General features: G+C 37.3%; 10 protein-coding genes. 4 read left to right on the plus strand and 6 right to left on the minus strand.

Translation table 11 applies throughout. The features are described from left to right. Positions 1 to 352 precede the first annotated feature (352 nt). Positions 353 to 1,798 (plus strand): alpha-L-fucosidase, encoded by a 1,446-nt coding sequence (locus BWI92_RS23005; protein ID WP_095167236.1) that lies wholly within the window; start codon positions 353 to 355, stop codon positions 1,796 to 1,798. Positions 1,799 to 2,231: 433 nt separating this feature from the next. Here the strand turns inward: BWI92_RS23005 and BWI92_RS23010 are convergent, their stop codons facing one another. The 5 genes from BWI92_RS23010 to BWI92_RS23030 all read right to left on the minus strand — a co-directional run bounded on the left by BWI92_RS23010 (position 2,232) and on the right by BWI92_RS23030 (position 7,813). Next, the gene (locus tag BWI92_RS23010; RefSeq protein ID WP_095167238.1) at positions 2,232 to 3,224 is read right to left on the minus strand and encodes a glycosyltransferase; all 993 of its coding nucleotides are present in this window, start codon (positions 3,222 to 3,224) and stop codon (positions 2,232 to 2,234) included. A gap of 416 nt (positions 3,225 to 3,640) precedes the next feature. Next, positions 3,641 to 4,921 carry a glycosyltransferase family 2 protein gene (locus BWI92_RS23015; RefSeq protein WP_095167240.1) on the minus strand — a complete coding sequence of 427 codons (1,281 nt, stop codon included), beginning with the start codon at positions 4,919 to 4,921 and terminating at the stop codon, positions 3,641 to 3,643. Positions 4,922 to 4,947: 26 nt separating this feature from the next. Then, the gene (locus BWI92_RS23020) at positions 4,948 to 6,159 is read right to left on the minus strand and encodes a polysaccharide ABC transporter ATP-binding protein (RefSeq protein WP_176464514.1); all 1,212 of its coding nucleotides are present in this window, start codon (positions 6,157 to 6,159) and stop codon (positions 4,948 to 4,950) included. Positions 6,160 to 6,170: 11 nt separating this feature from the next. Next, a complete protein-coding gene (locus tag BWI92_RS23025; RefSeq protein ID WP_095167244.1) occupies positions 6,171 to 7,031 on the minus strand; it encodes an ABC transporter permease in 861 nt (286 codons plus the stop codon). 140 nt (positions 7,032 to 7,171) lie between these two features. Beyond that, the gene (locus tag BWI92_RS23030) at positions 7,172 to 7,813 is read right to left on the minus strand and encodes an HAD hydrolase-like protein (protein WP_095167246.1); all 642 of its coding nucleotides are present in this window, start codon (positions 7,811 to 7,813) and stop codon (positions 7,172 to 7,174) included. A 133-nt stretch (positions 7,814 to 7,946) separates the two neighbouring features. On the opposite strand from BWI92_RS23030, the gene BWI92_RS23035 reads away from it, so the two are divergent. Then, complete coding sequence (locus tag BWI92_RS23035) at positions 7,947 to 8,582, plus strand: response regulator transcription factor (RefSeq protein WP_095167248.1); 636 nt, start codon at positions 7,947 to 7,949, stop codon at positions 8,580 to 8,582. A gap of 308 nt (positions 8,583 to 8,890) precedes the next feature. On the opposite strand, the gene BWI92_RS23040 is transcribed toward BWI92_RS23035, so the two are convergent. Then, complete coding sequence (locus BWI92_RS23040; RefSeq protein ID WP_095167251.1) at positions 8,891 to 10,828, minus strand: glycoside hydrolase family 97 protein; 1,938 nt, start codon at positions 10,826 to 10,828, stop codon at positions 8,891 to 8,893. Positions 10,829 to 11,293: 465 nt separating this feature from the next. Between BWI92_RS23040 and BWI92_RS23045 the strand changes: the two genes are divergently transcribed. Both BWI92_RS23045 and BWI92_RS23050 read left to right on the plus strand, forming a co-directional pair. Then, positions 11,294 to 11,959 (plus strand): hypothetical protein, encoded by a 666-nt coding sequence (locus tag BWI92_RS23045; RefSeq protein WP_095167253.1) that lies wholly within the window; start codon positions 11,294 to 11,296, stop codon positions 11,957 to 11,959. After that, positions 11,854 to 12,951: a hypothetical protein gene (locus BWI92_RS23050; RefSeq protein ID WP_141234891.1), complete on the plus strand. Its 1,098-nt coding sequence runs from the start codon at positions 11,854 to 11,856 to the stop codon at positions 12,949 to 12,951. The genes BWI92_RS23045 and BWI92_RS23050 overlap by 106 nt, the downstream gene beginning before the upstream one ends.

Raw genomic sequence — 12,951 nt, forward strand, 5'->3', positions numbered from 1 at the left:
TAAGTAATCGAGCAAAATAAGATTTAAGTTATGTGTTTAGGGACAAGGCAACGGGCACAAGGCACAGAGTGTTAAAATGCTTTTATTGACCTCAGCCATGCTTTTTTACAAAGCCCACCGCCGAAAGCCGATACCTGAAGGCCCAAAGCACAATCTTAAATTTTATTTTGCCCACTAACTTAAGTAGTCATGCAAAATAAAATTTAAGTGATGGTGAGAACAAAGTATTGATAATTAAAATTTTACATTCACAATTCACCACTCATAATTCAGCACTATTACTTACATTCACCCAATTTCAATTTTAATAGCCGGAACTCAAGTAGAATTTTCTGGCAAATCAAAACACCCAATGAAAAAATCATTTTTAATCGCAGGTTTGGCCGCTAGCTTATTTGGCTTCAATGCTAACGCCCAACAACACTCAGAACAAGACCATAGCAAGTATGTATGGCCGAAGGACGAGTTGGTAAAAAAGAAATTAGACAACTGGCAAGACATCAAATTTGGTTTGTTGATGCACTGGGGTACCTACAGCGAATGGGGTATCGTTGAGTCTTGGTCATTATGTCCTGAAGATGAGGGTTGGTGCGAGCGTAAAGGGGCGTCTTCTACCAATTATTTTGAATACAAAAAAGCTTACGAAAACCTTCAAACTACCTTTAATCCTGTAAAATTTGCGCCAGAAAAATGGGCAGATGCTGCTCAAAAAGCAGGGATGAAGTATGTGGTTTTTACCACAAAGCACCATGACGGTTTTTGTATGTTTGATTCAAAATATACCAATTACAAAGTGACGGATGCAAAAACGCCTTTCTCTAGTAATCCACGTAGCAATATTGCCAAGGAAGTATTTGATGCTTTTCGTAAAAAAGATTTCATGGTTGGGGCTTATTTCTCGAAACCTGACTGGAATACGCCTTCATATTGGTGGTCATATTTTCCACCAAAAGACCGCAATGTCAACTATGATCCAAAGAAATATCCTCAAAAATGGCAAGAGTTCAAAGACTTTACCTACAACCAAATTGAGGAGTTGATGACCCAATATGGCAAAATGGATATTCTTTGGTTAGATGGCGGTTGGGTACGTCCATTCTCGACGATTGATCCAAATATCAGTTGGCAAAAAACGATTCCTTATGACCAAGATATTGACATGGCAAAAATTGCTGCTATGGGTCGTAAGAATCAACCTGGGCTTTTGGTGGTTGACCGTACTGTAACGGGTGAATTCGAAAACTATGTAACACCAGAACAGTCTATTCCTGACCATTACATGCCGATTCCTTGGGAGACTTGTACTACTATGGGGACCAGCTGGTCGTATGTACCTAATGACAAGTACAAATCGCTTCGTGAAATCATTCACATGTTGGTCGACATCGTGGCTAAAAATGGTAACTTATTGTTGAATGTAGCCCCAGGACCAGACGGTGAATGGCACAACGAAGCCTACCAACGTATGGAAGAAATGGGTAAATGGGTATCTGTAAACGGAGAATCTATTTACGGTACCAAACCTGTGGCGCCATACCGTGAAGGACAATGGGCATTTACTGGAAAAGAAAAATCAACGTATTTGACTTACTTGGCCAAAGAAGGAGAAACTGTTCCAGCGACGGTGGTTTTACCTTGGAAAAAGGCTGAAAAGTCTACAATTGTAACATTGATTGGAGAAATCAAACCTTTAAAATACAAAATTACTCCTAACGGAATTGAAGTAACTATTCCTGAAAAAGTTCGTGCAGCTTTTGCTTCGCAACCAGCTTGGGTATTTAAAGTGACAAATAAATAAGATGCAGATTGAGTTCTCCTGAATTTATTGATTTAGGGTTATGCTGTATCTGTGTCAGGAAAAGAGGGAGCATCTCTAATTGAGCGATTATGTGATACATCAGTAAAGATGCAATGATGGCATCTTAAGCCGTTCATATCTAGCATAGTAGCATCAAAAAAGCGGTCAAAAATTTATTTTTCGACCGCTTTTTTGATAAAAACTTGTAGAATAATCCCAACCCTAGAAATTGGGGTTTATTCATGTTTTTGATGCTATTAGGTTAGTTAAGTATTAGTCCAAAAGAAGATTTAAAATGCTTAGACAGCAGGCTCTAGGCAAAGAGTTTAATAACCAAAGACCTGCTTTTTCCAAAGCCCATCGCTGAAAGCTGATATCTCAAAGCCTAAATACTTCTACAAATGGAATCACTCACTCGCTCAATATTCTACCATTAAATTCTGTACCTAATTATGCGTTTGATGGTATTTTTTACGAAGTATTTGAGCGTAATCTGATTTTGATGCATTAAAAAGCTTTGCCAAGCATGTTTGTGAGCTGCTTGAGGACTACGATAATCATGATAAATTTTATCGGAAATTTTGGCAAAGTATTGTGAGAAATTTTTTAAAGCCTCTTGCTTAAGCTCCTTTCTTTTGTCTGTTGGCCAATAGTGCTGAATAATGTCTATAACCTTCAGGATGCTTTTGATATCATCGTTTGATAAAAAGGAACGACTTGTGATATTATTCTGATGGAGTCGATATAGGGCAAGGTATTTTGGGGTATAGGCAAAATCGTATTTGGAGGCAATTCTTACCCACATTTCCCAATCTTCGCCATAGTGTACGGCAAAAAAACTACCCAAATCTTCATATACCGAGCGTTTTACAACAATTGCGGGGGGCTGTACTCGCTGCCCTTTTGAGATTCTTTCAAACCAATTATGCAGAATTCCTGATTCATGATGCAAGGGAGGTAAGGCATATAGTTCTTCATTTTTTTCATTCATATAGATATAATCAGTGAACACTGCACCGACCTTCGGATAAGACCGAATCAACTCAAAAATCTCATGATAAAATCCCTCTTTCACCATATCATCACCATGTAAGATATGAATCCAGTGACCTTTAGCACGATTGATACAGGTCTCAAAGTTTCTGAGGCTACCCACATTTTTTTCCTGACGAAAGTAACCGATATTCAAATGACTGTATTTCTCTACAATAGCACCAAGGTCGCCATCTGTGCTGTGGTCATCGATAATTTCTATTTGAAAATCAGAGAAGTCCTGAACTTGATGTATGACGCTTTTTAGGGTCTGCTCGACATACGCATAACAATTATAGGCAGGGATCATAACAGATATCAACGGCCTTTTATCAATACTAATTGCCTCAATTTTGGGAGGCGAATCAGGAGTTCTAACGTTGTAAAGAGACATAATATTAAACTAGATGATATATTAAACAATAAGGAAATATGGCAATTCAGAAATGCCGAAATTTATAAGAATGTATAGCAAGAAGAGTTGAATCAAGGAATAATGCACAATATTCATGCATTATTGGGCTTTTGGCGTTCAGCCGTTGGTAGCAGACAAAATGTAATTATGACTTCTTAAGCAACACCATAAACTATTTCACTAACGACTTGTAGCCGAATACCTAGGTAATCGTGCAAAATAAGAATTAAGTTTTTTGTTGAAGGCATAAGGCAACAGGCACAAGGCAAAGAGTCTTAAATTGTTTTTAGTAACGATAGATATATTTTTGCCGAAAGCTCAAAGCCGTAAGCTCAAAAATTCAATTATATTTTGCGTACCCACTAGTTTTTTGAAAATCTGTGTAGCATTACAGTTCAAATTTCTGGATAAAAAGGAGAATCTTTATGTTTTAGGAAAAATTTCCAACCAGAAAAACATCCTTTTATTTCTTCTAAAATGAACTTGTTATGTCTTGATTTTGGATGTAAAATAGCAAATTTAATTCGTTTAAGATAGTAGAGTGGTAAGCTTTTTCTAAGTCTGTACAATTCTCCTTGATGATGATATTTCTGGTATTGCACCAATACAGAACTTACATTCCCTCTCATGTAGGCAAATATCTGCTTTTTTAAATCATTCCACGACTCACGATGTTGATGATAAACATAAATATGAGGAAAATATCTACAGGTAAAACCTTCTGCCATAATCCGATACCAGTATTCTGAGTCACCACTACAACCAGAGGCACCTACATCCAATCTTTCATCAAAATATCCTACTTTTTCAAATACTGTTTTCCTAAATGCCATATTCGCCCCAGCTCCAACATCCCAAGCAGGTACTCCCACAGGTAGATGTTTAGCAAAATAGGCCTTATCAAAAATAAGTGGTTGATGACCTTTGTTGAATCCCCAAAATCTCTCAAAAAAACATTGAGCCTCGGTGTCTAATCTATACGGTATAACCAGTCCTGTGACCGACATCGTAAGTGGATCTTCAAAGCTTTGTCTGATTTGAGAAACCCATTCTGGGGTAACAATTACATCATCGTCGGTGTAGGCTAGAATCTCAGCTTTTGCTGTAAGTGCTCCCGTATTTCTGGCAATATCTAACCCTTTACGGGGTTCTAATACATAAGTTACTGAGGGAAACTCCTTTTTAATTAACTCCGCCGTTCCACTATCTGATGGCGCATTATCTACTACTACTATTTCGAAGTTTTTTTCCGTGGAAAGAAAAAGTCTGGTAAGACATTCTCTGAGCGCGGAGGTTCTATTCCTCGTACAAATCACAACAGATATACTTGGTAATGAAGTAGTAGGAGTAGGACGTTGAAATATTTTTTTATAATTACTAGAAAATTGCTCGTTTAGATAGGTTGGGTTGTCCTTAAATGCACGTAAAAGTTGATGTTTTTCGGACACATTGAGCGGCTTAAAATAGAAAGACCATGCTTGTTTCAACGAGTTTATAATAAAACTCTCCCATTCTGTTAGATCTTTTGGGTAAATGCTATCTAGCCAAAGATGCCCCATTGGAATATTATTGTACCAAAAAAGATAGTAGGCCGCTTCTCCGTTTGGGAGAGCTGGAATACCTTCCTCTAGGTGACAATGATGTATTTTACGTGAAGAATAAGCGGTTTTACTCATAACACCTTCGAGATATTAAATGGGGTTTAAATATATTGAAGTTTTAAAATAGAGGATACATGAGCTTGAGGTATGTCTCCTAGAATAATAGACTCCTTGCCAGCCAAATCAATGGAAAGACAGGTATCAAAACCTAAAACTTTGTGTTCGTCAGCATCGAGAAAATAGACGGAGAAATAATACGAGCCTGCCCCTAAATAATTACTTGGAATTGTTCCTGTGACGCAGTGAAGGGTATTTACTCCCAAGTTTTTAAGAGGCGTGTCAATTTGTATCAAACATTCGCCTGAGAAACTGAACACAAATAATCTGACCATTATTGAAATATCAGGAATAAGGTTCCAATATTCAAGTTCAAAACTTAAAGTTGCGTTTCGATAAATAATTTGGTTGACCCGCTCCGAGGGAGTAATAGATACTTTCTTCACTCTTAAATATTGATTTCCTGGGGCTTCATCTGGTGAAATATAAACTTGACCCAAGAACTCGATTTTTTCCTGATATAAATATTTGGCAATCGTTGGAGTAGGTGCTCCAAACTCTTTGAGTTTACCTTTTTCCAGATAGGCAATTTGGTTACAAAGTTGCCTCAACGCTTGCATATCATGACTGATTATTAACGCTGTTTTACCTTCATTAGAGGCTAATTCCCGCATTTTTACAAGGCATTTTTTCTGGAAATCTGCGTCACCTACTGCTAATACCTCATCTAAAATCAAAATATCGGCATCGAGATGTGCCGCTACCGAAAAGGCTAATCTCACATACATTCCACTCGAATAACGCTTCACAGGTGTATTGATAAACTCTTCGATTCCAGAAAATGCAATGATTTTATCAAGCTTTTGAGTTACTTCATGCTTTTTCATTCCCAAAATCTGAGCATTGAGAAATATATTTTCAAGTCCAGTGAGCTCTCCATGAAATCCAGTTCCGACTTCTAAAATACTTGATATCTTTCCTTTACCACGAATAAGTCCTGTAGTCGGGAGTAAAACCCTCGAAAGGATTTTCATGAGAGTTGATTTCCCTGAACCGTTTCTACCAATAATACCAATAACCTCGCCTTCATTTACGCTAAAGGAGATATCCTGTAATGCCCAAAAAGTATCATTGGATGGATTTAGACTAGCTTTTTGAGTTAGTTGTTTCCAATATTTAATCAGGTCTTGACGTAACGTTTCGCTTCCGAGTTTACCAATTTCAAATGATTTTGAAATATGGTCAAATTCAATCACAGGTTTGGCCATTAGAGTACTTCTATGAATTTACTTTCAAACTTTCTGAAGATGAGCAAGGCAATCATACTAAATACCGTTATTGAACCTAGCGAAATATAGAGTTCCATAGTCCAAAACTCACTTAACGAATAACATGCTCTGAAACTTTCGAAAATAGCCGTTAAGGGGTTAAACCAAAACGCCCAAGATAACTCTTTCGAAACTAATGAAACAGGGTAAAACACTGGCGTAACAAACATATATAGTCTCATTACCAACTGGATAATATTTTCTAAATCCTTGTATTTGGTGGTAAGAATAAAAGAAAATGAACCCAGCGCCAATGCATATAATGCTACAAATGCAAGAAGAAAAGGAATTGCTATTAGGTTCAAATTAAAGGATACTTCCCAATTCGTAAAAAACTGATAAAATAAAACGGCAACGATAAAGAATAGAAGGTTTACACCGAGTTTGTAAGCTTGGACTAATACGCTACTCAAGGGTAGAATGATTCTTGGAAAGTATACTTTTGATAAAATATGAGCATTGGTCCTGAAAGTGTACAGTGAACCAAACATACTATCCGCAAAAAAGCTCCAAAGCATATTACCTGTCAGGTAAAACAACAACGGGGGCATTCCATCTGTAGAAACTTTAATGATATTGGCAAAAACGAGCGTATATACAATCGTTGTGATAAGTGGCTGGAAAATTAGCCAAAAGTTACCCAAAACGGTTTGTTTATGACTACTTTGTAAGTCCCTTTTGGTAAGACTCCAAATCAAATCAGTATGATTCAATATTTTTTTGAAACTAAAATCGAACCATCCAACCGACGGTTTGATTTCCCATTCCCAATCATCAATCTGATTTGCGTCTAATTTCATAAGCGTATCAAAAGCTTGGATGTTATTAGATTAAGCGTTTAAAAATCAGGTTTACTGAAAGAAAAAAGGTGACAACGCGTACTTTTTCTTTCGCAAATACTTTGCCAAATAACAATTTTCACAAAGGAATGATTAAGTGATTAGGCTTTTTTACAAATAAATCTCTGTAGTTCCTCATGAGTTTTGAAGTGCCCTTTTGGATAATATTGTAGCTGTGGTTGCAACTCATCTTCATATCCCCAGTTAACCCATGCGCAATCCATACTAATTTTCATACAAGCTTCAATATCTCTGTTCTCGTCGCCTATGTACAAACACTCACGCAAGGGGTATTCAGTAGCTTTGAGTAGCTTTTTCAAAACCTTATCTTTGCCCATAAAATTTTCTGAGCAATAGATGTTTTTGAAGTGGGTAAAGTTTTGATTGTCAAGAAATTGAAGGATATTTTCTTTGCTATTAGAAGACACAATGTCTAGTGTGAAACCCTGCTGTTGAAGCGTTGTTAAAAAATCAAAAATTCCGTCATAGGCTTGAAGAAACTGAATGTTTTGCTTGTATTTTTTGTATAGTACAGGAATAATAAAAGGGATTTGATAGAGCGGAATTCCCAGATATTCGGCTCGCTTTAGATAAGATAAATGTCTAATTTGAGGAATAGTTTCTGCTGAAATAAGCTTAAAGTTTTTTTCTGTAGCCAATTCATTGTAGATTTTCAGAAAAATTGGGACAGAATTGGCAATAGTGCCATCAAAATCAAAAATGATGTGTTTATACGTTTGCATAGTATTAATAAGGCAACTGACCCAAAAAGGTTATTTACAACGATCTATTTATTCTGTTGTTTTGCAGTATCAAAATTGATTGACAGGTCTTCACTAAATTTTACATATCATATCCTACAGCCAATCCAAATTAATGAACCGAATAGCAATATATGAAGATAACCCTAAACTTCGAGAATTACTCGAATTACTGATAAATTCTGCGGAGGAGTTTCTGGTGGTAGGGAAGCATCACAACTGTGAAGATATTTTACGGCATATCCAGTCTGAGTCACCAGATATGCTCATAATGGATATAGATATGCCTGTAATAGATGGAATTACTGGAGTGAAGTTGGTGAAAGAGAAATACCCTAATATGAAAGTAATCATGCATACCGTTTTTGAAGATGATGATCGACTATTTGCTTGTTTGAGCTACGGTGCAGATGGTTATATCCTGAAAAAAGATTCACCAAGTATGCTATTTGGCGCTATAAAACAGCTTTTTGAAGGTGGTGCTCCGATGTCGCCAGGTATTGCCAAACGTATTTTGCAGACTTTTAGAAAACCTGCACCTACCCAAAATTCGTATCATTTGACTGAGCGCGAGAAAGAGGTGCTAGAGTATTTGACCAAAGGCTATTCCTATAAAATGATTGCTCACGAATGTTCTATTTCGATAGAAACCGTACGTCGTCATCTCAAAAATATCTATTTCAAACTTCAAGTTCAATGTGGCACCGAAGCCGTGGCAAAGGCAATTCGTGAGAAGATTGTCAATGAGTGATTACCTTACATAGAGGCTAAACTAGTTCATGACTTAGTCTTGGACTTATTTTGTTAACAGTTTATAAACTGAAATCTTACCTAATCCGAGTCTAAGCCCCAGACTAGGTAAGAATCAAAATTGTTGCTGACGCAAGTTTGTCGGAGAAAACTCCGACAAGGGCGAAAAACTGAAATCTTACCTAATCCGAGTCTAAGCCCCAGACTAGGTAAGAATCAAAATTGTTGCTGACGCAAGTTTGTCGGAGAAAACTCCGACAAGGGCACAAATCCAACATCCGAAATCCGAAATCCGAAATCGAATCCCCTTTATTTTACCCAAATAATACCACCTTCTGGTTGAATTACAAGGGTCGCTTCTCCAGAGTTTGCCACTTTCGTAGATTTAAAAGTTGGATTTCTTTTCTCGTCATCACTATATTCTGCAACGGTTTTTCCTGCAAACATGGGTAATTTTACATTGATTTTTAGCGCAGTTTTTTCAGCATTGACACCCACCAAATACCACTCATTGCCATGACGACGCGCCAATACGCAATATTTTCCTGGGTAACCATCCACAAAAACGGTTTCGTCCCAAGTAGTTGGCACTTTTTTCATAAAATCAATTTCAAAACTTGGAACATCCGTCAAATTGTTTGGCGTGAGTGCAAAGTTCTGTACGGTTGTTTGGAATAAAACCGCGGTCGCTAATTGAAAAATATCCGTTGTTTTACGAGTTCTTCCTCCATTATTATTTCTGTTGAGACGTTTGTTGAGTAAAGTCCCTCCAAAATCCATACTTCCGACAGTATTTCTGATAAACGGATGCAGAGACGCATTAAATGCTTCATTATCATCAAAATGCTGATTGAAAATCAAGTTTTCAGATGCCAAAACTGCCTCACTGCTCACATAGTTAGGGTACATTCTTTCCCAACCGCGAGGAAGCGTACAACCATGGAAAATAATCATCAAACCATATTCGTTGGCATCGCTTAAGATTTCTTCATAAAGCTGGATAGTTTCCTGTTTGTCACCTCCAAAGAAATCCACTTTCAAGCCTTTTACGCCTTGAGCTTTTAGCCACTTCATTTCTTTTTTACGAGCAATAGCATTATTCATGCAGTTTTTCGGACCTTGAGGGGCGTTGTTCCAAGCACCGTTGGAATTATACCACAAAAACACATCTACCTTTTTAGAATGAGCATATTTAATCAATGCTTCCATGCGTTCATATCCGACATTTTTGTCCCAAAGTGCATCCATCAAAATATATTCATATCCTAATTTTTGAGCCAAATCAATAAACGTAATTTGGTCATCGTAGACCATACTGTCATCTTGCCACATAATCCAGCTCCAAGTGGCACGTCCTGCTTTATATTCCTGTGAAGGTGCATATAGTGGATCAACTACATCAAAAGGAATGGTTGTCTCCACAATCGGTTTCAAACTTGTTCCCACAGTGATGGTACGCCAAGGTGTTGTAGCTGGCAAAGCCATTGCTGGTTCGGCACTTCCATGACCGTTATTTTCGTCTTTTTCTGGAAATGAAATAGTAAACGTGCCATTATTGGATTCACTCAATTTTGAACCACAATAGGCACCTGTTACACCTGTTTCCGAAACCAAAGCCCAAGCTTCTTTACCCACATGGAACAAGGCAGGGAAGGTATATCCCAAACGATATTTGGAGTTTTGATTGAGTGCTGCATCTGCTTCGTACTCTTCTTCATAACTTGGTTTGGTACGCATCCAGCCACTTCCTGCAGGTGCTTGTGGGGTTAAAAAAGTAGTAGTGTTTGAAGGAAAACTAAAACCTGTTAGTTCTTTTTCGACAATACAGTTGGCAGTTTCTTTATATGGAAAAAGTCCATAGCGAAAGGCAATATCGTTGTTGCTTACCTGAAAAGTAATTTCTAAAAGTTTTTTATCAGCATTTGAAAAAGTACAAACCACTTGGTTGGCAACATAGTGAATATTGGATTTTTTGATTCTACTTTGTTGGTAAGTCTTGTCGATTTGTTTTTCTTCTTTTTTGACAAAAGTCAAAGATTTGCTGAAGTCTCCGATACTCGTGGCAAGTCCCAATGGAGAGTTTTCCAACACCTTAATACCTTGATAAGTAACAGAATAATTCGCTTTGCCTTCTGTAACTGCCAAACTAACCTTCAGTTGTTTGTCGGGACTAAGAATGCTTACATTTTCCTGAGCGAAGCTTGAAATTTGCAGAAGCATCGCAACGATAAATAGTACTTTTTTCATAATTGAGTTCAAAAAGCATGACGCTTTATTAATTGGGGCTTAATAGATTAATTTGAATTTTGTAAATATTGTGTCAAATCTACACATTCTTATCTGTTTTAATGCTGATATTAACATAAAAACTAAAAATAAGCCTAGTTTACTACTTAGGTTCGGACTTATTTTTCCCAAGTCATCAACTTCAAAAAAGTACTAAAATAACAAAACAGTGTGTAATTCGCCTAGTTCAAGACTTCGTCTTGGACTCCCTTTTTTCTTAAGTTTTCAACTTCAAAAATCGAAATCATCACCTAACAATGTGTAAAAAGGGTTACGTCCTATTTAAAACAAAGGAATAATCATTTTTAAAATTACTTAATTGTTTGAAATACAGGCAATTGTCCGCTTGTTCAATGACTAAAAAAGGGCATAGATAAAGGCAAATAAACCCTCTTATTTTGGGTAAACATTTTCCTTGCCCTACTCATGAATAAACTTTTCATACTACTATGCTTTTGGCAGATTCCGCTATTAGCGCAAGATTTGGGTGGTCTAAAGGGACAAAAGCCTGTCACTGTTTCAGGAGGTTTGAATTTAGGTTTTAATACTTATTCAAATCTTGAAGGCAGGCAACGTCTCGACCCTTTTTCTTGGACTATTTCTGCCAGTCCTGTTATTTCGCTTTATGGTATTCAAATGCCATTCTTTTTCTTGATTAACCAACAAAGTCAGTCCTTTTCGGGGCCGTTCCAACAGTTTGGAATGAGTCCATCTTACAAATGGGCGAGACTACACTTGGGGTATCGTAACCTTAGCTATTCCAATTACACATTGGCTGGGCGAATGTTTTTTGGAGCAGGTATCGACCTGAATCCTGGCAAATTTCGCTTTTCTGCCATGTATGGACGCTTTCAACAAGCAAGTTTGCGAGATACAACTCGTAATACCTTTTCGTCTTTACCCTCTAGCTTCAGACGCATGGGGTATGCCGTAAAAGTAGGAGTGGGGTCTTCACAAAACTTCATCGACTTGATTTATACCAAAGCATGGGACGAAGAAAATTCTATCAAAATCCCAATAGCCGAGGGTATCACTCCCGCCGAAAACACTACACTCGGCATTGTTTCTCAATTGACTTTTTTAAAAAAATAACTTGGTCGTCCGATGTTGGGGTAAGTGGTTATACCTCCGATGTAAATGCCAAAGATTTGACTGGAACCATATCGCTTGATAGTGATTTTTTGAAAAAACTATTTTTACTAAAACGAAGCACTCAGGTGGGTTATGCCGCCAATAGTAGTTTGAGGTTTAGTTCACGCTTTGCATCCTTACAAGTACAATACCGTTTGATTTCGACAGATTATAAGTCGATGGGTGCGTATTTTTTCAACAATGATGTACAAGAAATTCTCTTTTCTCCTTCTTTTTCTTTTTGGCAAGGTCGAGTAAATCTGAGTGGTAGTTATGGTATACAGCAAGATAACGTTAGTAAAACCAAGGCTACTCAAACCACCCGCAACATCGGATCGCTCAATTTGTCAGTGCAACCCTCCACCAAATTTGGGATGTTGATGACCTATTCGAATTATGGTACTTTCCAGAATAATCCTGATAGAATTATTGATACCCTCAAAATCCAGCAGGTCAATCAAAGCTTGGTGGTAGCACCTCGTTTTTCTTGGGGCGACAGGGTGGTAAGTCATTCGATAAACCTAATGTCGAGTTACCAAAACTCCAGCGATTACAATACTGTTTCCAAACAGTTATTAGAGTTTAATAACCTCTTTTTGTCTTTCAACTATCTGAGAAACAATATGAAACAGAAAATTACGATAAGTCCAGGCGGGATTTTTATCAAAAACTTTTTGTCATACGGAAACACACAGTCGATGGGGGCAAGTTTGAATATTTCCAAAAACTTGAAGTCATTCTCTAATAGCTTGAATGTCAATTACAACCAAAACTATTATAAAGAAAATGCCAACGGTTATACATTCAATGCCCGATGGAACGGACGTATCAGACTATCGAGCAAACAACAACTTTCGTTGAGTGCAGCATTGCTCTACAACAAGGATCTCAAATTTGAAGCAAGAAATTTTACAGAAGTTTATACCCAAGCAGGTTACTCTCTCAACTTTTAA

The sequence above is a fragment of the Flectobacillus sp. BAB-3569 genome, assembly GCF_002270355.1.
Taxonomy (GTDB): domain Bacteria; phylum Bacteroidota; class Bacteroidia; order Cytophagales; family Spirosomataceae; genus Flectobacillus; species Flectobacillus roseus.